The organism is Ellagibacter isourolithinifaciens, from assembly GCF_008831035.1.
GTDB lineage: Bacteria > Actinomycetota > Coriobacteriia > Coriobacteriales > Eggerthellaceae > Ellagibacter > Ellagibacter isourolithinifaciens.
In genome coordinates, this window is the sequence record NZ_WAJR01000008.1 from 1 (window position 1) to 19,922 (window position 19,922).

The 19,922-nt window shown below is 62.2% G+C and carries 12 protein-coding genes; 10 read left to right on the forward strand and 2 right to left on the reverse strand.

The window, feature by feature from the left end; all coding sequences use genetic code 11:
- Positions 1–121 precede the first annotated feature (121 nt).
- Positions 122–817, reverse strand: a complete 696-nt coding sequence (locus F8C90_RS04605; RefSeq protein ID WP_158049285.1) for a TFIIB-type zinc ribbon-containing protein — start codon at positions 815–817, stop codon at positions 122–124.
- Positions 818–1,026: 209 nt separating this feature from the next.
- Between F8C90_RS04605 and leuB the strand changes: the two genes are divergently transcribed.
- The 6 genes from leuB to F8C90_RS04635 all read left to right on the forward strand — a co-directional run bounded on the left by leuB (position 1,027) and on the right by F8C90_RS04635 (position 13,460).
- Positions 1,027–2,136 carry a 3-isopropylmalate dehydrogenase gene (leuB, locus tag F8C90_RS04610; protein ID WP_158049286.1) on the forward strand — a complete coding sequence of 370 codons (1,110 nt, stop codon included), beginning with the start codon at positions 1,027–1,029 and terminating at the stop codon, positions 2,134–2,136.
- A 36-nt stretch (positions 2,137–2,172) separates the two neighbouring features.
- Positions 2,173–2,544 (forward strand): histidine triad nucleotide-binding protein, encoded by a 372-nt coding sequence (locus F8C90_RS04615; protein WP_158049287.1) that lies wholly within the window; start codon positions 2,173–2,175, stop codon positions 2,542–2,544.
- Positions 2,545–2,967: 423 nt separating this feature from the next.
- A complete protein-coding gene (locus F8C90_RS04620; RefSeq protein WP_211361020.1) occupies positions 2,968–4,167 on the forward strand; it encodes a YibE/F family protein in 1,200 nt (399 codons plus the stop codon).
- A gap of 145 nt (positions 4,168–4,312) precedes the next feature.
- The gene (locus F8C90_RS04625; RefSeq protein ID WP_158049288.1) at positions 4,313–9,709 is read left to right on the forward strand and encodes an S-layer homology domain-containing protein; all 5,397 of its coding nucleotides are present in this window, start codon (positions 4,313–4,315) and stop codon (positions 9,707–9,709) included.
- A gap of 205 nt (positions 9,710–9,914) precedes the next feature.
- On the forward strand, positions 9,915–10,298 hold the full coding sequence (locus F8C90_RS04630) for a NifB/NifX family molybdenum-iron cluster-binding protein (RefSeq protein ID WP_158049289.1): 384 nt from the start codon (positions 9,915–9,917) through the stop codon (positions 10,296–10,298).
- Positions 10,299–10,472: 174 nt separating this feature from the next.
- On the forward strand, positions 10,473–13,460 hold the full coding sequence (locus F8C90_RS04635) for a tetratricopeptide repeat protein (RefSeq protein WP_158049290.1): 2,988 nt from the start codon (positions 10,473–10,475) through the stop codon (positions 13,458–13,460).
- 102 nt (positions 13,461–13,562) lie between these two features.
- On the opposite strand, the gene F8C90_RS04640 is transcribed toward F8C90_RS04635, so the two are convergent.
- Entirely contained in the window at positions 13,563–13,958 is a 396-nt protein-coding gene (locus F8C90_RS04640) for a molybdenum cofactor biosynthesis protein MoaE (RefSeq protein WP_158049291.1), read from the reverse strand.
- A gap of 245 nt (positions 13,959–14,203) precedes the next feature.
- Between F8C90_RS04640 and lysA the strand changes: the two genes are divergently transcribed.
- The 4 genes from lysA to F8C90_RS04660 are packed head-to-tail and all read left to right on the forward strand — an operon-like array spanning position 14,204 to position 19,709.
- Entirely contained in the window at positions 14,204–15,559 is a 1,356-nt protein-coding gene (gene lysA / locus F8C90_RS04645) for a diaminopimelate decarboxylase (protein WP_158049292.1), read from the forward strand.
- 9 nt (positions 15,560–15,568) lie between these two features.
- A complete protein-coding gene (locus F8C90_RS04650) occupies positions 15,569–16,852 on the forward strand; it encodes a homoserine dehydrogenase (RefSeq protein WP_158049293.1) in 1,284 nt (427 codons plus the stop codon).
- A gap of 23 nt (positions 16,853–16,875) precedes the next feature.
- The gene (ispG, locus tag F8C90_RS04655) at positions 16,876–17,961 is read left to right on the forward strand and encodes a flavodoxin-dependent (E)-4-hydroxy-3-methylbut-2-enyl-diphosphate synthase (protein WP_158049294.1); all 1,086 of its coding nucleotides are present in this window, start codon (positions 16,876–16,878) and stop codon (positions 17,959–17,961) included.
- Positions 17,958–19,709 carry a proline--tRNA ligase gene (locus tag F8C90_RS04660; protein WP_158049295.1) on the forward strand — a complete coding sequence of 584 codons (1,752 nt, stop codon included), beginning with the start codon at positions 17,958–17,960 and terminating at the stop codon, positions 19,707–19,709. Before ispG ends, F8C90_RS04660 begins: the two co-directional genes overlap by 4 nt.
- The last annotated feature ends 213 nt before the right edge of the window (positions 19,710–19,922 follow it).

The window sequence follows — 19,922 nt, forward strand, 5'->3', positions numbered from 1 at the left end:
GATTCCCGGCAGGAAGGCGGCGTAGCATGCGCTAGAATGACGGCATTCTAGGTGATTCTCGGCTCCTCGGGCAGCCTGCGGCTACCCTCGAGAACCGAGCTCTACACCAACATTCGGGACACTACCCCTTCTGGAGCTTCTTGCCGGGGTAAGACGCGATTATGCGCAGGTCAGCGAGCGATACCGCGGCATATGCGAGAACCATCTGGTTGTCGATGGCATCCTCGACGCTGTGTCCCGCGAAGAGGTCGGGGTGCTGACGCACGAGCTCGCGGGCGTTTGCGCGCGCCTGCTGCTCGGATATGCGGCAGGGAATTGCCTGGTCGGGGATGTATTCCGAGCCCGTCCCAATGGACAGGTACTTGCTGAAGGTGCCGGGTTGCAGCAGGTCGGTGGCGCCGATTTTGTTTCCGCACGACGGGCATTCGAACACGCTCTGGGTTGACTCGCCCTCGAACGCCGCGCCGCAAAACGGGCAGGGGATGCTTACGGTCGTCGCGCGCTCGAACTCGCCTGCGGTGGCGGGGTCCTCGTTTACAATCCACTCGGCGAGGGACATGTTGCGCCAGTAGGGCTTGAAGAAGTACCAGTCGGATTCCTTCGGGGGCTCGAGGCGCGACACTTGGGGCAGCTTGATCAGGCCGTTTACCATTTGAAGGGGTTGATGGCGGAACTTTACGATGGAATCTTGCCCCGCTGCGCCTTCTCCCCAGGGTTCGCTCGTCCCGCAATACGCGCATTCGAAGCCGCGGGTTGCCTGATGGGAATACATGGGGCCGCCGCAGTTGCGACATTTGATAGCGAAGAAATCTTCCATGAAGCCTCCTTAGCATTCGGGCTGTCGCTAGGAAGTATGTGGGAGCGAGCGCGGGTTTGGGAATACCCCTATGGCCCATTTCGCGCCGCTGCTGCAACTTTCGTTTTGCGAGTTTGCGCGGGGAAATCCGAGTAAGGCCCTTCCTTGCTATCGCGCTGCGCTACTATAGGCTGGTGCGAGAAACCGCTTATCGAAAGAGGCATGCAACTATGACTACGAAGTACAACATCTGCCTTTTGCCGGGTGACGGCATCGGCCCGGAAATCATCGCGGAAGGAGTTAAAGTCTTAAACGCCGTCGGCGCGAAGTACGACACGGAATTCGCGTGCGAGGAATCGCTTATCGGCGGTGCCGCCATCGATGCGGCGGGCGAGCCGCTTCCCCAGGCAACGCTCGATGCCGCGAAGGCCGCCGACGCCGTGTTGCTCGCTGCTGTGGGCGGACCGAAGTGGGACACGACCGACCCGAACGCCCCGCGTCCTGAGCAGGGTCTGCTCGGCATCCGCAAGGGGCTGGGGCTCTATACCAACCTGCGTCCCGTGCAGATTTTCGACGCGCTCGCCGGCGCTTCCACATTGAAGCCCGAGGTCATTGCCGGTGTCGACCTTATGATCGTGCGCGAGTTGACGGGCGGTTTGTACTTCGGCAAGCGCGAGCGCTTCTACGACGAGGAGGGTGCCGGCACCAACGGCGCCAAGGGGCAGCGCGCTTACGACACGCTCGAGTATCGCGAGTACGAGATCGAGCGCATCGCGCGCCAGGCGTTCGAGGCAGCGCGCAAGCGCCGCAAGAAGGTGACGAGCGTCGACAAGGCCAACGTACTCGAGACCTCCCGCATGTGGCGCGAGATCGTGCATCGCATTGGCGAGACCGAGTATCCTGATGTCGAGATTGAGGATCTGCTTGTGGACAACACGGCGATGCAGTTGATCAACCGCCCCGCCGACTTCGACGTCGTGGTGACTGAGAACATGTTCGGCGACATCCTCTCCGACGAGGCAGCCCAGATTACGGGCTCGCTCGGTATGCTCGCTTCCGCTAGCTTGGGCGACGGCACCGCGCTCTACGAGCCTTCCCACGGCAGCGCGCCCGACATCGCGGGCAAGGGTATCGCGAATCCGCTCGCGCAGATCCTCTCCGTCGAGATGATGCTGCGCTACAGTTTCGACATGAACGACGCCGCCGACGATATCCGCCGCGCGGTGACCAACCTGCTCAACGACGGTTGGCGCACGGGCGATCTGAAAGACGCCACCACTCCTGCCGACAAGGTGGTCAACTGCGCTGGCATGGGCGATTTAGTCGTGAAGTACCTGTAAACTTGTCTTGATGTGACGCTATCGAAAGGAGCCGACATGGCTGACGATTGCTTGTTCTGCAAACTCATCTCCGGGGAGATCCCCACGAACAAGGTCTACGAGGACGACATCTGCTTCGCGTTCGACGACATCGAGCCCGAGGCTCCCGTGCACACGCTGCTCGTGCCGAAGAAGCACTACGACGACATGTGCGACGGCGTACCCGAGGAGGTTTTCGGCCACATGATGTCGGTCGTTCCGAAGGTCGCCGAGATCAAGGGCGTGCGCGAGTCCGGCTTCCGCACGGTGGTGAACACCGGTCCCGATTCCGCGACCACAGTGAAGCATTTCCATATTCACATTCTGGGTGGGGTGAAAATGGGACGCTTCACGTTCGAGAACTCCCAGCGCGCGCAGGGCAAGGAGTAAGCCCTGGCGTTTGGCGTGACGCTGCGCTTGGCCGCTCGGCCTTTGCCTGGTTGCTTTCGTCGAGGCGGATCTCGGGGCGCATGCCCCTTCGCCAACGAACAAGCTGGCAACCCGCCGGCGGCATGCTCTTTTCAAGCCCCTTCAGATCGCAGCCTGAACTGCACGGAGGGGCTTTCTTGTTTCGTGACCTGCGGCATTGCGAGCGCCCATTTCTCCGCCCAACGCGGGACGCGCGGCAAGCTTCATGTGAGCGCGGCACGACCCGCCCAGCGTGTGACGCGGCAAGCTTCGCATGGGCGCGCACGCCTCGCCCTAACGTAAGGTGAAGGAAAAATCCTCCTCAAGAGTTCGTGCGCGCCCCATCTGCGTCCGCCCTTCCCGATAGGGTTTAACGGTTGTTGCCTAGTGAAGAGGGGTCAAACTGTGAAATCCAATCGCCTGGGGAGGCTGTCGGCTGCGTGCCCCATGTGTCGCTCCCGCATCGCTGTCGCCGCGTTCGCCATCCTGCTCGTCGCCTTTGCGGGGTTTCTCATGTGGCTCAACGCGGGAATCGACCGCGTTCCTTTGCGGCCGACGGGGGGAAGCGAGTTCGAGAAAGCGACGGTCGACGAGGTCATCTCGAGCGACGTGAGTCTGAGCGACTCGGGCGAGATGCAGGGCAACCAGAAAGTGCTTCTCACAATTGCGTCGGGCCAGTACGCAGGCCAGCAGGCCGAGGCGACGAGCCCGTATTCCAACAACTCCGGCGCGTTCTGCTCGCCGGGGTTGAAAGTAATCGTCCTGGTGAACGAGGGGCAAGATGGCTCCCTGGTCGCGACGGTCTACAACTACGATCGCGGAATCGTGCTCTGGGCGCTCGTTGGGCTGTTCCTCGTTTTGCTCTGCGTGGCGGGCGGTCGCTCGGGGACGCTCTCGGCGCTCGGCCTGGCATTCACGTTCGCCTGCATATTCTTCCTGTACCTGCCGATGGTCTACAGCGGTGCGTCTCCCTTTTGGACCGCCGTGCTCGTGGTGGTGCTCGTGACGGTTGTCGGGATGTACCTTATTGGCGGCTGGTCTGCGAAAACGCTCTGCTCGATAGTCGCTACGGTCGTGGGCGTGCTTGTGGCCGGCTTGGTCGCCAGCGTGTTCGGCTCGCTGGGGCACATCTCGGGGCTGAACGTCAGCGAGATCGAAACGCTTGCGTATGTTGGACAGAACAGCAAGCTCGACGTTTCGGGCCTTCTGTTCTCGGGAATCCTCATTTCCTCGCTCGGCGCGGTGATGGACATCTCCATGTCGGTCACGTCGCACGAGTGCGAGCTTCACGCCGCCAGCCCGGCGCTCTCGGTGCGCGAGCTCTTCAAGTCGGGAATGTCCGTCGGCCGCGACATGATGGGCACGATGACGCACACGCTCATCCTCGCGTTCGCCGGCGGGGCGGTCAACACGCTCGTGATCATCTACGCCTACGCGATGCCGTACTTCGAGTACTGGAACGAATACGCCATCGGAATTGAGATCCTGCGGGGCCTTTCCGGATCGATCGGAATCATCGTCTCCGTTCCCTGTGCTGCGCTGATTACAGCTTTCTGCCTTTCGAGGAAGAGCCGCCAGGGCTCAGGTGCCTTGCATACTTCTTAACAGAGCTTAACGCGCTTCTTGCGAAAGCTATGCCCAAACCTTCCCTCCGCCTGATGTCGACCTTACGTTGGTCGGCCACACTTTCCAATCGTGCCCGCAGTGCGCGGACACGAATAACCATGCGAAAGAGGAGGAACGCGGAAGTATGAAACGATGCTTCAACGCCGTGATCGCCGCAACGCTCGCTGCGTCGCTTGCGGTACCGCTGCCTGCGGCATTTGCCGACGGGGCCGAAGGCGACGCAACGGGCGGCACCGCACAGGCGACGGGGACGGCAAAGGGAGATGCGGGGGAGGCCCAGGCGGCTTCCGACCAGGTGTCTCCGCTGTTGGTGACGGAAGTGGTCACCGATTCTCCCGGCAAGGGGAAATACACCTATGTGGAGGTGTACAACAACTCCGACAGCCCCATCAACTTCAAAGATTACGTGTACTACTACTGCTACGAAGGGGGCATGGGCACGGGAAAGGTGTTCAGCTCCTCCGATAAGCACAAGGGCATCGATTATGGTAGCGGAGACTCCGATGTCGTAATCGAGCCTGGCAAGACGCTTGTCCTGTGGATGGGCGGTTCGAAGAACGAGACATCGCTTGCCGACTTCAACAAGACCTACGGGACCAATCTCATCGAGGGCAAGGACATCATCCGCACGCCGTATTCGGGCATCCACACCACGAACAAGCGCGGGTACTTCTTCGGAAAAGACGACGACGCCGTCATGGTAGGCGCCTGGTCGAACGCGAACGGAGACGAGATTCCCGCAGGCAACCCCGACAAGCAGGGCATCCAGTACACCTATCCCGGCTCCGGTCGCGAGTGCGTCGATAGCGGGCTCGCGCAGGCGACCCCGGGCTCGGTTTCCGCCGATCAGGTCCCGGCGCAGCGCGCGAACGCGAGCGACAAGCAGGCGACGATCGAGAAGGTCACAGCGACCGGCGACGGGCAGTTCAAGGTAACCGCCCAGGTTCCCTACGATGGCTCGTCGGCGAGCATGTTCGTGAATCTGCATTATAAGCAGCACTACGGCGACAAAGCGTCCGACGAGAAGACGGTTGCGCTCGAGCCGACCGGTGACGGCAAGACCTTCACGGGCACGATTGACTCAAGCGAGCTGTTCGGCGAGAGCGTCGAGTGGTACGTCACCGCGTACGGCAACGCCGGCAACGAGGTGCGCACGGACGCACAGACGACTCAGAACGCCGCGCAGGTGCCTGTTGCGGAGAAGGCGGCACCCTACTACATCACCGAGGTGCATGCCAATCCGCAAAGCACCGACGGCAAGCAGTATTCCTATTTCGAGGTGTACAACGCTTCCGACAAGCCTATCAATCTGAGCTACTTCAAGATTTTCTACTACTACGAATACCCTGATCAGACGGCATCTGCGTCGGGTAAGGTCTGGTCGCTTGACGATTTCACGGCATACCTCGAGCCTGGCAAGACCATGGTGTATTACCTTTCCAGCAACGGCACCACGGTCGAGGACTTCAACAACTTCTACGGCACGAGCCTCGAAGAGGGCAAAGATATCGTGCGCGTGAACTACGCGGGCTTGCATTCCTCCGACGCGCGCTGGATTCGTTTCGGCACCACGGAAGACGATGCGTTCACCGTGGCGGGATTCAACGAGGGCGCTGAGGAGCGCAGCGATCACGACACCTCGCTGCAGTACACGTACCCCCGCGGCACGGGCGATCGCGAGCCGGTCGGCACGAGCGGGCTTACTGCAACCAATGCATCCATTCCCGTCGAGGTCTCCGCTGCCACGCCCGGCGAGGTTGCCGATTGGCAGAAAAGCCCGGTGACGGCGAAGTTTCAAGGTTATCCGGGATATCCTGCCGACGACGGCAAGGCTCCGACGCTTTCCGAGAACATGCAGGATATCTACACCGTTCCCGACTCCATCGACGAGGGTGACACCCTGAAGGTGCTCTACGACACCGACCTTCTGCTCGGCGCTACGAGCGACGAGCGCCGCGATGCCTTCACCGACAACAAGGAAAATGAGTCCGGTGCCGACAACCCGACGAACTATCCTGGTGGCGCGGAGGCGCTCAAGACGCGCCCGTACCTGCTCGGCACCGAGGTGCTCTACAAGCTCGACGATGATTCCGATTGGACCGTCGTTAAGCAGAAGACCCAGTGGCGCTTGGGGCATTTTATGATGCAGACCCCCTCTGATGTGCTGTTCGGCCATGACAAGGTCACCTACAAGGTGCGCGCCTACTCCCTTTACGGTATGAGCGAGACCGACGAGAAGACGGTGAAGATCAACCGCTTGAACGCCACCGATGGCATGCGTCTGTCGCTCAAGGACGGCGCCGTCGTCTCGGGCACCACGACGGTCACCGCCAATGACGGCTCCGACAACGTGAAAACGACGATCTCGGTTGATGGCAGCCAAGTCACTGATGCGCGCAAGACCTTCGAGAACGGCACCTGGTTCATGGTGCAGACGAGCGGCATGGACAGTTATTTCAAGGACGCCATCACCGCTCCTTACGGTGACAACCCGCGCGACATCATCACCATCCTGGGCCCGTGGTGCGAATCGCCCACGTCGCGTGCGGTGCATATCGACAACAAGTATTTCACCTACAATGCGGAGAAGGATACCTACGACGTGACGCTGACCTTGTGGGCGGGCGATTCGGGCACGCCGTTCGAGGAGGCTCTCTACCCCTCGGTGTTCGGTGAGAACCATGAGGACTACAAGGTGTCCGGCCTGCAGATGAAGCTGGCAAACGACAAGAGCTACCTGCCGGTGAGCATCGCGCCCAACAACGAGAAGACCAACACGAGCACAGAACTCGGCGAGTGGCACACCATCGGCGATTCCGCGGGCATGGAGACCCATCTCGATGCCACGTTTGAGATTCCTGCGGCAGATGCCACTGCCATGGGCTTTGATTGGGCTACCGGGCAGATTACTGACGGCTTGCATGTCGTGACCGCGCAGGGTGAGAACGGCACGGCTTCTGCCAACGTCATTGTTGACAACACGAAACCGACGGTTGACCTGGGCATTGAGGACGGCAAGCCGCTCTACCAGGCCGTCACCCTTGATCCCTCCAAGATCGCGACCGATATGAACGGCCTGAAGTCGGTTGCAGCCACACTTGACGGGGAGGATCTCGCGCTGCCTTCCGCCATCGACCCGCAGAAGCTTGCGGTGGGAGAACATACGCTTGCCGTCGTTGCGGTCGACGAGGCGGGCAATGTCACGACGTCGCAGGTGAAGTTCACCGTCGAGGACAACGACCCCGACGTGACGGTCGATTCGGACGGGGACGGCGTCACGACCGCGACGGCGAACCTGACGGTCAACGTGGGAGAAGACCCCGCCAACGTGAGCTTCCGCCAGGGCCGCACGCTTTCCGCTGACGATATCGTTGCGGCTTCGACGAATCAGGCGGCCACCGACGATGGCTCGTTCCCGGCTCAGCTGTTCGAGGCGAAGGTGGGAACTGCCGCCGAGGGCGACACCGTGTCGCTTTCCTGGAAGGGCCAGGCGTCGAGCACCGATGACGCCCACCCGGTCACGATGTATGTCTACAACTTCACGACGCAAGGTTGGGAAAAGGTCGCAACCGCCGACTCGAATGGCGAGATGACCGGCGAGTTCCCCGCTGCCGACCACCTGCGCGATGGCAACGCGGTAATTCTCGTGCAGCAGGTTGCAGTCGATGGCTATCCGACGACGGCTCTTCCTGACGAGTCTGCGTTCACGGAGTCTGTGTCCCTGCAGTCCCTCGACGAGGCGGGCCAGACGACCCAGTCCAGTTGGGACGGCACGGGCATTCCCGAGAATTACGACTTCTCGTTTGCTTGGGAAACCGACACCCAGTACTACGCCGAGAGCTTCCCGTACCACTACGACAACATGAACCAATGGATCGTGGACAACGCGCAAAGGCTCGGCATCCGCTACGTCATGCACACCGGAGACATCGTCGATGACGTGGACATGGGCGGCGAATGGGTGAACGCCGACCACTCCATGAAGATCCTCGACGACGCGGGCATCCCTAACGGCGTGCTTGCGGGCAACCATGACGTCTATGCGGGCATGGAGGGCTACGGCAACTACTGGAAGTACTTCGGTGAGGACCGCTACAGTGGCAACCCCTGGTACGGTGGTTCGTACAAGAACAACCTCGGCCACTACGACCTGCTTTCCGAGAACGGTCAGGACTTCTTGGTCCTGTATATGAGCTGGGACATCTACACCGACGAGATTAACTGGATGAACGAGGTGCTCGCGCAGTACCCCGATCGCAAGGCCATCATCTGCCTGCACCGTTACACCAACGTGAAGGAGACGGATGCGGGGCTGCTCGACTACACCGGCAAGCTTTTGCAGGAGGAAGTCGTCGCAAAGAACCCGAACGTGTTCGCGGTGCTCAACGGGCACTACCACGGGTCGTCTATCGAGACGAGCGCGTTCGACGACAACGGCGACGGCGTGAACGAGCGCACCGTGTACCAGATTTGCACCGACTACCAGTCCGATCCCGAGGGCGGCAGCGAGTACCTCAAGTTCCTGTACTTCGATTTGAAGAACAACAAGGTCTACCTTAACTCGTATTCCCCCTACCGCGACGATTTCAACTACTACGACACCGCGAAGCAGAGCTCGTATGCGGCCGGCGCGCAGTATCTCAACCAGGACATCATGGAGCTTGACGTGCTGTTCACGAAGAGCGCCGACGACCTGAAGAAGAGCCTGACCACGTCTGCGATCAGCGCGAGCGTTGAGAGCGCGACCGAGATCGGCGCTGCGACGGGGTCGGGGGATGTCTCCTTCACCTGGAAGGGGCTGACCCCGAGCACCAAGTACGGCTGGTATGCCTTGGTCACGAACGACAAGGGCGGCGTCACACGTACCGCCGTGCAGGAATTCACGACCGAGGCGGCGTCCGAGCCTGCGGTACCCACCTTCACTGATGTTGACTACTCGCTTTGGTACGGGCCTGCGGTGACGTTCGTTGCCGGAAAGGGCCTCATGACGGGCTATACGGGAACGACCCTCTTCGGTGTCGGCGACACGCTGACGCGCGGTCAGCTCGCGACGATCCTTTGGCGCAACGCCTGCCCCGATGAGGCGGCATCCTACGATCCGACTAATGCGAAAGACGAGACTGGCATCGCCGGGTCTGCCGACGGCATGTACTATACCGCCGCTGCCAATTGGGCGGTGAAGAAGGGCGTGATGACCGGCTTTATCCGCGATGACGGCTCGGCCGACTTCGCGGCGAACGAGAACGTGACCTTCGAGCAGCTCGTTACAGTTCTCGCTCGCCTCACTGCGAAGTCTGGCGATATCGATGCAGCGGGCGACAATCTGTCGGTGTTCCTGGACGCGTCGAGCGTGTCCGATTGGGCGAAAAAGTACGTTAACTGGGCCGCCGGCCAGGGCCTCGTGAAGGGCTACGACACGGATGCGGGGCAGGTACTCGTCCCGGGCGAGGATGTGGCACGCGAGCGTGCGGCGATGGTTCTCCAGCGTGCGTTCGGCGTGGGCCTGCTTACCTCCCGGTAACTCGATTAATATGATAGTAATTAAGTGTCATTTAGAGACAAATTCGCGCCATTCGTCTTAGAACGTGTTCGTCGCGGTAAAATACTCCATATCTAGAGTATTTTGAACTCAACGAGATGAGTTGGGATGCATGGCCGCGACGGTGCTGCGTCGATCGTACGGCATGCGAGGAAGCGGGGCGGAGGTCCCGAAGAAAGAAGGCAAGATGACTACCTCGATTAAACTCGCTGTGCCGACGATGGGCGCAGCTGGCCTCAACGCTGAGCGCTCCGGCCATTTCGGTCACTGCGACTGCTTCACCGTGGTCGACATCGTGGACGGTGTGGTTTCCGAAGAGGCAACGATGGTCGCGAATCCGCCTCACGAAGAGGGCGGTTGTCTGCGCCCAGTGGGCCTGCTCGCCGATGCTGGCTGCAATGCCATCGTTGCCGCCGGTATGGGGATGCGCCCGCTTATGGGCTTCAACCAGGCGGGCATTACGGTATACTACGACGCCGAGCACCCGATCGTGGGCGACGCTGTTCGAGCCGTTGCGGCTGGTGAAGCGCCCATCATGTCCGCCGACCAGGCGTGCAACCATCACCACTAAGCTTTCCCCTTGCGCGGCGGCTCGATTGAGCTGCCGCGTTTTTTGTATGCCGGAATTGGGCCTTTGCCGTGTACCGAGTCGCTCGTATCGACATTGCGCTTCGTTGAGCGGGGCATCTGCGCTGTGCAGTGCTATTCTTTCCCCAAGAGGAAAGGGAGTTTGATGGCGCATTGCGTGGCAGAACGAGACGGCGTGTATCGCATCGATGGCAGGGTCGGTCTTTTCGGGGCGCGACCTCAAGTGCTGCCCGATGTGGTGATGCCCCTGCCTGGCTCTCCCGCACCGACGTCGTCGTTCGGCTGGATTCGCGATTCGAGCATTACTCCCTCCTCAGGCGATATCTACCTGGTTGAGTTCGTCGCAGAAAACAAGTTTCGTATCTGGGGTTATGTTGATTGCTACGGTCGCGCGTTCGTGACCGACCGCCCGCTTTTCGCGCCCCCGGCGCGCGATCCCGACATCCTGTTCTCGCGACCGTGGGATGGGAAGTCCCCCTCGGATTTCGGCACGCTTGTCATGCCGAACTCGAAATTCAAGCGCGATCAGGAGGTTCGCGGCACCGTCCAGCTGCGCGACAAGCGCGGGGTTCGTCAAGTCGCTTGCTTCTCCCTGAAAAACGGCCGCTACTCGCTTTTCGATTCCTGGTGCGATTTCGGCTCCCACTCGGACAACCTCACGTATCACGAGGCGCTCGCTCGTTGTTTTTTCGCGTTCACCTTCCGTCCGCTGCTCGGCGGCGCGCGGGTCCCGGCGCGCGGTCTCGGCGAGATCATGGAGAGCCTCGACTCCGAAACGCCCTTCGAGGACCTGCTCGGCGCCCTGCACGACATCCGCTCTGCGGCCCTCGATCCCGCGATGCAGCCTCCGTCGCTCGCGCTTCTGCTTGCGAGCTGGCTTTACGACGCGAACGCGATGGGCGTGTTGGCGGGTGCCCAGAGCGACGGGTTGAACGTCCCGTCGCTGCGATTCGTTCGGGCGCAGCGCTATTCGGACACGTATTTCCTCGGTCGCGGGGAAGGCGGCGACGGCATTCCCGAGGCGACGATTTGGGCTATCGAGTCGGCGATCAACCGCTTCGTGCTCATCGCGCGAAAGCTCGAGAAGAATTCGAGCGCGGGGTGCTGCGATGCGCCTGATCAGGACATTTCCGAAATCGATGTGTGCGGTGCCATCGATACGCAGCTGTTCGAGGCGGTTGCTGCGCAGGCTCCCTGCGCCGCGCATCCCGCAGACGAGAACGCCGCGGCGCCGAACAAGGCGGGGGAATGGGACGTCCGCCGCTCGATTGGGGAATCGGTCGAGCGCTTCCAGCTGCCCGTTCGCTTCGTGGTCGAGTACCGCGTCGACGTGCGCTGCGGAAAGGTTGCGTTCGAGATGGTTGTTCCGCCTGCGCAGCTTATGCCGCAGCGGGTATATTCCTCTCAGATGGGTTCCTGGGTCGATCAATCCGACGCCGAGCGAGGGCGGATGGCGCTGCGCTACGCCGAGCACGTGGGCATGATGCTCGCTGCGGCAGCATTCCATGCGGGGTGCGCGATCGATGAGGTGGTCGTCTGTGCGCGGGAACTGGAAGCAGCCGGCGAGGTCGAACCCGAAGGCAGCAAGATGGCAGGCGAAAGCCATGGCAACGGCACCGGCGTCGACACCGGGTTTGGCACCAGTTTCGGCGGCGAAGATGGCGAGTTTGACGCCGAAGGCGATGAGTTCGATGGCGGCAGCGTCATCGTCGAGCCCGAAGACGGCAGCGTCGTTGTCGAACCCGGCGACAACGGCAGCGGAAGTGCCGATGCCGACGGCCGCGATGCGCATACTCTCTACCAGGTGAAATTCACGAGAAGCATCTGCGAGGGTGCCCGTTTCCAGGAAGGGCTCGAGGGGGACCCCGAGTCGCTGTTCGCGGAATGCGGTGCGCGCTTCGGCGTCGACGCGGTCGACTTCTCGCTCGATGACGCCGTCGATGCCGAAGCGAAACGCATTCGCGGCGAGTTGCCCGAGGTGGGCTCGCTCGCCTTCGGTCCGCGCGAGGCGAAGGCCTTCGGCGCCGAATCGCTTCGTGACCTAAGGATTCACTCCGATGCCCAACTGCGCCACGCAGGCGAGCGGCTTGCCGACGCGATTGCGCGCGCGACGAGCACCACCGAGGCAATCCGCTTGGCGCAGACGGAGCAGAACGCAGCCGACGACCCGCGTATTTTCGCAGCGTGCACGCGCCTTATGACCGACCTTCTGGAAGGCAATGTTGATGCGCACGACCAGAACGCGCTGGTCAGCTGCTTTATGGGAGAGGATCCTTACCTGAATGCGCTCGGACAGGCGCGCGCCGTCGCGCAGGCCGACCCGCATCGGGCGGCGTCGATCCTGCGTGAGGCGATCCGTCAGGCCGAGGAGTCCAAGCGCTTTGCGGACAACTCCGAAGCTGTCCATCGCATGTTCGACACGTATGCGTCGCGCATCATCTACAACCGCGAGCGGCAGGGGAGCGCACCCTGGCGCAGCGGACTTGCTTTCCCCCATCCTGATGAGGGAAAACGCGTCGAGTTGCTGCCGTCGTCTTTGGCTATGTGCTACCTGGAGTCGGTGCGCCTTCTCGAGGAGTCGTTCAGCCACGCCGAGGAGGCCGTGCGGTTCGGCCTGCGCTGCATCCAAGTCGCGCCCACCTACACGCCTGCGTATCGCCAGACGGCACGCGCATACATGCTCATGGGCGACGTGTCCACATCCTCGCGCACGCTCAGGCGCTGCCTGGAAATCGCGACGCAGCCCGACGAGATCGCGCTTGCGTACTATCAGCTCGCGTACGTGGAATGGAAGGCGGGGAAAACGGCGCTCGGCGTGGCGTGTTACATGAAGTCGATGATGACAGCCCCGATTTACCTGGCCCAATGCACCATCGAGATGCATCGGCTGATGGCGGAGACCGGACAGGGCCCTATCGATCGCGAGGAAGTCGACGCGATCCTAGCAGGCGAGGGCGTGCCCATCGCGCCGCTTGACTCGCTGCTCGATGCGCTCGACGACGCCATGCGCACGGCGATTGACGACAACATCTTCCAGGTCGGCCAGCCGCTCTTGGCGTTGCGGCTGTTCTATCGCCCCGACGATGCGCTCGTGAACGTGCACAAGAGCCTCAACGCGCCCCTTCCGCCGCAAGCGCTCGACTAGGGGAAATGCAACGAGGCGCGTCCCCGCTCGTCTCGTTGCATTAGTGCGGCGCCCCGGGGTTGGCTTTTCTCCCCGGGGCGCCGCTGCGTTCACGTGAAAGCTTTACGCGTAGATTTCCTTTTCCACGACGAGCTCGTTTTTGATCTTGCCGACGAGCTTCTGCAGTGCATCGACGCAGTTCGGGCGGATGTCGGCGCCGATGAGCACGTACATGATGGAGTCGCCCACGCCAAGCTCGCCCTCGTTCATCCAGGTGCGCACGTAGTACACGCCCGGCCAGGTGAGCGCTTCCTTCTCGGCTGCGGCAACACCCTCGGCGTCGTAGGAGAATTGCACCTTCGCGACTTCCCCAAGGCCTTGGACGCCTTCGCGCACCTGCTTTTTAGGCGTAATGCGCACGATGCCGTTGTGGGTGAGGAACATGCCGCACTGCGCGGCTTTCGGGTCGGCCTTGGCTTCCTTGAGCCACTGGTCGATCGACGGTTCAGGTTTGGACATAAGTTGCCTCCAAAACGTTGAGTGTTCAGGCGCCCTTCCCCAGGCGCTATCTAGACGCCCATTGTACTCGAAGTGGGCCTTTCCGCGGGCGTGCGCACTCCAGCTTCCGCGAATCCGCAGGTTTGCTATTCGTCCCGCTCACCTTCCCCTTCCCTATAAAACGCGTGCATTTTACGAATGGGAAATACTTGCTCATCGCCCAAATGATAGACTGGGAAAATTCCACAGCATCAGAAAGGACAGCTATGTCTCTCCCAGCATCCGATACCAGCAAGCAGCCCGACAACCTCACCACCATGGACTTGGGCGAGGTTCTTCCCCGCACGGCCGAGGTTCGCGATAACCACCTGTTCATCGGCGGCGTCGACATGGTGAAGCTCGCGCGCGAGGAAGGCACCGCGCTCTACGTGTTCGACGAGGCCGACCTTCGTTGGCGCATGGAGACCTACCGCGAGGCGTTCCGCTCGCGCTACGAGAACTCCGACGTCATCTACGCTTCGAAGGCCTTCCTGAACAAGGAAGTTGTGCGCATTGCGAACGAAGAGGGACTTTGCCTCGACGTGTCGGGCGGCGGCGAGCTTGCCTGCGCCCAGATGGCGGGCTTCCCGATGGAGCACGTCTTCGTGCACGGCAACAACAAGACGCCGGCCGAGCTGCGCGAGGCCATCTCCGCAGGTGTGGGCCGCATCGTGGTCGACAGCCGCATCGAGCTTGCGCGCGTGTCCGAGATCGCTGGCGAACTTGGCGTCGAGCAGGCCATCTACATGCGCATCACGCCCGGTGTCGAGGCCGACACGCATGAATACATCCGCACGGGCTGCGAGGACTCCAAGTTCGGCTTCACCATGCTCGACGACTTCGCCTTCAAGTGCGTGAAGGACGCCATCGAGGCTCCCAACGTGAAGCTCGTCGGCTTCCACTGCCATATCGGCTCGCAGATCTTCGCGCTCCACTCGTTCCGCGAGGCAGCGCAGGTGATGATCGAGTTCATCGCGCGCGTCCAGAAGGAGTACGGCATCGAGATTCCCGAGCTCGACCTTGGCGGCGGCCTGGGTGTGGCCTACCTCGCGACCGACAAGCCCTCCTCGATCGACGATTTCGCGGAATGCACGACCCGCGCCGTGAAGGACTTTTGCGCCGAATACGGCGTCGCCGAGCCGCGTATCCTCGTCGAGCCTGGTCGCAGCCTTGTCGCCAACGCCGGCGTCACGCTCTACACCGTGGGCATCTTGAAAACCCTGCCCGGCATCCGCAAGTATGTCGCCATCGACGGCGGCATGTCCGACAACATCCGCACGGCGCTCTACCGCGCCGACTACGAGCCCGTGATCGCCAACAAGGCGGGCGAGCCACGCACGGAAATCGTTACGCTGTGCGGCAAGCACTGCGAAAGCGGCGACGCGGTCGTCATCGACATGCCCATCCAGCATCCGGAAATCGGCGATATCGCGTGCGTGTTCACAACGGGCGCGTACTGCTCTACCATGTCTAGCAACTACAATGGCCAGCCCAAGCCGGCCGTAGTGTTCGTGAAAGACGGTGTCGCCCGCGTCGTCACGCGCCGCGAGACCTACGCCGACCTCTACGCCCGCGACATCTAGGAGGACCTTATGACCATCAAGCTCGGACTCGTCGGCACCGGCACGGTCGGTGGCGGTTGCATCGACATCCTTCAGAAGCACAAGGAGGACTTCAAGCGCCATTACGGCATCGACGTGGAGCTTGCCCGTGTCTGCTCGCGCGACCCTAAGCAGGCCGAAGCCCACGGCGTGAGCGATCTGTTCACGCTGGACTACCACGACATCGTCAACGACCCCGACATCGACATCGTCATCGAGCTCATCGGCGGCACCACGGTCGCGCGCGACGTGGTCGTGTCGGCACTTGAGGCGGGCAAGAACGTCGTCACGGCCAACAAGGCGCTCATGGCGACCCATGGCGAGGAAGTCATGCATCTGGCGGAGAAGATGAACCGCGAGATCGCCTTCGAGGCGTCCGTCGGCGGCGGCATTCCCATCATCGATCCGCTGAAGCATTCGCTCATCTCGAACGAGATAACGTCTGTCATGGGCATTGTGAACGGCACGACGAACTACATGCTCACGCGCATGGTCGACGACAACCTTTCCTATGATGAGGCGCTCAAGGAGGCCCAGGAGCGTGGCTTCGCCGAAGCCGACCCCACGGCCGACGTCGACGGCTTCGATGCTGCGGCTAAGATTGCCATTTTGGCGTCGATCGCCTTCAACTCGCGCGTCACGCTTGACGATGTGCACACCGAGGGCATCCGCAACATCACGACGCTCGATCTGGACACTGCCGACGACATGGGCTACGTCATCAAGCTTTTGGCGATCGCCCATCGCACGCCCGACGGCATCGACGTGCGCGTGCACCCCACGATGCTCCCGAAGGCGCATCAGCTCGCGACCGTGAACGGCGTGTTCAACGCGATTTACGTGACGGGCGACGCCGTGGGCGAGACGATGTTCTTCGGCGAGGGCGCGGGCGCGGGCCCGGCGGCGAGCGCCGTCATGGGCGACGTGCTCGAGGTGGCGCGCCATCTCACACTGGGCGTTTCCCCCATCGTGGGATGCACCTGTACCGACAACCTGCCCATCCTTCCGGTGGAGGATCTGCAGACGAAGTACTATATCCGCTTTGCCGTGGCCGACCGCTCCGGTGTGCTCGCTGCGATGGCGGGCGTGTTCGCCAAGCACGGCGTCTCTGTGCGCTCCGTGGTGCAGCGCGGCAACTCCGAGCACGAGACGGTGAACCTCTCCTACGTCACGCACACCGCCAAGGAAGCGAGCGTGCGCGCGGTGCTCGCGGAAATCGCGGGGCTTGAAGACGTCCTGCGTGCCGAGCCGTCGGTAATTCGCGTAGAAGGCTAGGCGCACCTGCTAGAATGCTATCCATGTGTAAAACAGATGCTACAACCAACGACAAAAAGCCCAACCAGCTCACGCACCGCGTGATGGTGGGCAACGTGCCCTTAGGCGGCGGCGCCCCCGTGGTGGTGCAGTCCATGCTGAACGCGCCCGCAAACGACGTGGACGCCAACCTTGCGCAGATTCGGGAACTCGCCGCGGCGGGATGCGAGGTGGTCCGTATGGCCATCCCGCGCCGCGATTGCCTCGACGCCTTCCAGAGCGTCTGCGAGCAGTCGCCCCTTCCCGTGGTGGCAGACGTCCACTTCGACGCGCAGATTGCCGTGGAGGCGGCACGCCGCGGGGCGGCCAAGCTGCGCATCAACCCCGGCAATATCGGCGGCCTCGCAAAGACCGACGCCGTGCTCGACGCCGCAGGTGAGGCAGGCATTCCCATCCGCATTGGCGTGAACGCGGGCTCGCTTGACCAAGACCTCGCCGCGCGACGCGACCTCACGCTTCCGCAAAAGCTCGCCGCGTCCGCCGCGGGCTACGTGGAATACTGTGAGGGCCGCGGGTTCCACGACCTTGTGGTGAGCGCGAAGGCCCACGATGTCATGACCACGGTGCGCACGTATCGCCAGCTCTCGCGCGATTTGCCCCATATCCCTTTGCACATCGGCATCACCGAGGCGGGAACGCAGTTCCAAGGCGTCATAAAAAGCGCCTCTGGCCTGGGAATTCTTTTGGAAGAAGGAATCGGGGACACCATGCGCATCTCGCTTACCGACGACCCCGTCGTCGAGATGCGGGCGTGCTGGGCGCTGCTTTCGGCGCTCGATTTGCGCCGCCGCGGCCCGGAAATCATCAGCTGCCCCACGTGCGGGCGTTGTCAGGTAAACTTGATCGAGCTGGCCAAGCAGGTTGAATCAAACCTCATGAGCACGACCAAGCCCATAAAGGTCGCTGTCATGGGCTGCGTCGTCAACGGTCCCGGCGAGGCGCGTGATGCCGATATCGGCGTGGCGTGCGGCGCGGGCGTAGGCGTCGTGTTCAAGCACGGTGAGGTGCAACGGAAAGTGGAAGAGCACGCCATCGTCGACGTGTTGATGGAGGAGATAGGAAAACTATGAGTGAAGTTATGCGAATGAGCAAGCTCTATGCTCCGACGCTGAAGGAAGACCCCGCGGATGCGGAAATCGCGAGCCACAAGCTGATGCTTCGCGCGGGCATGATCCGCAAGACCGCTTCGGGCGTGTACACCTTCCTGCCGCTTGGCTACAAGGTGCTCTCGAAGGTCGAGAACATCGTGCGCGAGGAAATGGACAAGATCGGCGCGCAGGAAATCATGATGCCGGCGCTGCAGCCGGCGGAGCTGTGGCACGAGTCCGGCCGCTGGGACGACTACGGTCCCGAGCTCATGCGCCTCGTCGACCGTCACGACCACGGCTTCTGCCTCGGGCCCACCCATGAGGAACTCATCACGTCGCTCATCCGCAACGAGCTGCGTTCCTACAAGGAGCTTCCCTGCACGCTCTACCAGATTCAGGTGAAGTTCCGCGACGAAATCCGTCCGCGCCTGGGCCTGTTCCGCAGCCGCGAGTTCATCATGAAAGACGCGTACTCCTTCCACGCGACGCAGGAATCGCTGCAGGAAACCTACGACGACATGAGCCGCGCCTACGGCACCATCTGCGATCGCTGCGGCCTGGATTACCGCCCCGTCGAGGCCGATGGCGGTCAGATCGGCGGCAAGGTGACGACCGAGTTCATGGCGCTTGCCCCGGCGGGCGAGGCCGAGCTTGTGCACTGCACCTGCGGCTACGCTGCGAACACCGAGGCTGGCGAGTGCCTGGCCCGCCCGACGGAGTACGAGGCCACCGAGCTTAAGAAGATCCACACCCCCGGCGTCCGCACGATCGAGGAGCTCGCGGAGTTTCTCGGCATCCCCGAAAGCTCCACGGTGAAGGCGCTCTCCGGCAAGGACGCCGAGGGCAAGCTCGTCGTGATGTTCGTTCCCGGCGACCACGAGCTCAACGAGATCAAAGCCGAGCGCGCCGTTCCCGGGTTTGAGCTGCTCACCGACGAGGAAATGGAATCTTTCGGCCTGCACAAGGGCTCGATGGGCCCGGTTGGCCTGCCCGAGGGCGCGCGCATCGTCGCTGCCCGCAGCCTGAAGGGCATCAGCCATTGGGTCGTCGGCGCGAACGAGGACGACTACCACTACGTGGGCGCCGAAGAGGGCCGCGATTTCACGGTGGACGAATGGGCCGACCTGTGCGTCGTGAAGCCCGGTGACTGCTGCCCCGACTGCGGTCTGCCGCTTTCGGGTTCCCGCGGCATCGAGGTTTCCCAGGTGTTCCAGCTGGGTACCCGCTACTCCGAGACCATGGGCGCCACCTTCCACGACGAGGACGGTGTGGAGCACCCGTTCATCATGGGCTGCTATGGCGTGGGCGTCTCCCGTACGGTGGCCGCCATCGTCGAACAGCACAACGACGAGAACGGCATCCAGTGGCCGTTCAACGTCGCGCCTGCTCACGTGTGCATTATCCCGCTTACGGTCGGCGACGACGAGGTGCAGCCCGCGGCTGAGAAGCTCGCGAGCGAGATTGCCGATTTCGGCTTCGACGTGGTCATCGACGACCGCAAGGAGCGCGCTGGCGTGAAGTTCGCGGACGCCGACCTTATCGGTTGGCCGCTGCAGGTGGTCATCGGCAAGCGCGGTCTGGCCGAGGGCAATGTGGAAGTGAAGCTGCGCCGCACGGGCCAGAAGAAGGACGTTTCGCTTTCCACCATCGCCGAGCTGCTGCGCTTCGCGAAGCGCAATGCTCGCAAGCACCCCTCTGGCCTGGGCACTTTCGCGGGCATCTTCGAATAGGAGGGTTCCGCGGACCTGTCGGCCCGCGGAACTTGCCGACGCTGCGAAGCGCTCTGACGGCGCAGCTGTTCCCTGCGAATCCTCGTCGCGTACTTTAAGTACGCTTCCTCGGATTCTCGGGGCATCTGCACTCGCCAGGGCGCTTCTCGCTGACTCCTTGGAGACCTGTTGAATTTCACGGTTCGACCTGGGGGTTCTTTTATCTTTCCCTCC

What these genes read in the sequence shown, in the direction of transcription:
- ispG (WP_158049294.1), top strand. Translation starts at nt 16,876, where the DNA reads ATGTGTAAAACAGATGCTACAACCAACGACAAAAAGCCCAACCAGCTC.
- F8C90_RS04640 (WP_158049291.1), bottom strand. Translation starts at nt 13,958, where the DNA reads ATGTCCAAACCTGAACCGTCGATCGACCAGTGGCTCAAGGAAGCCAAG.
- F8C90_RS04630 (WP_158049289.1), top strand. Translation starts at nt 9,915, where the DNA reads ATGACTACCTCGATTAAACTCGCTGTGCCGACGATGGGCGCAGCTGGC.
- F8C90_RS04625 (WP_158049288.1), top strand. Translation starts at nt 4,313, where the DNA reads ATGAAACGATGCTTCAACGCCGTGATCGCCGCAACGCTCGCTGCGTCG.
- F8C90_RS04660 (WP_158049295.1), top strand. Translation starts at nt 17,958, where the DNA reads ATGAGTGAAGTTATGCGAATGAGCAAGCTCTATGCTCCGACGCTGAAG.
- leuB (WP_158049286.1), top strand. Translation starts at nt 1,027, where the DNA reads ATGACTACGAAGTACAACATCTGCCTTTTGCCGGGTGACGGCATCGGC.
- F8C90_RS04605 (WP_158049285.1), bottom strand. Translation starts at nt 817, where the DNA reads ATGGAAGATTTCTTCGCTATCAAATGTCGCAACTGCGGCGGCCCCATG.
- F8C90_RS04615 (WP_158049287.1), top strand. Translation starts at nt 2,173, where the DNA reads ATGGCTGACGATTGCTTGTTCTGCAAACTCATCTCCGGGGAGATCCCC.
- F8C90_RS04650 (WP_158049293.1), top strand. Translation starts at nt 15,569, where the DNA reads ATGACCATCAAGCTCGGACTCGTCGGCACCGGCACGGTCGGTGGCGGT.
- lysA (WP_158049292.1), top strand. Translation starts at nt 14,204, where the DNA reads ATGTCTCTCCCAGCATCCGATACCAGCAAGCAGCCCGACAACCTCACC.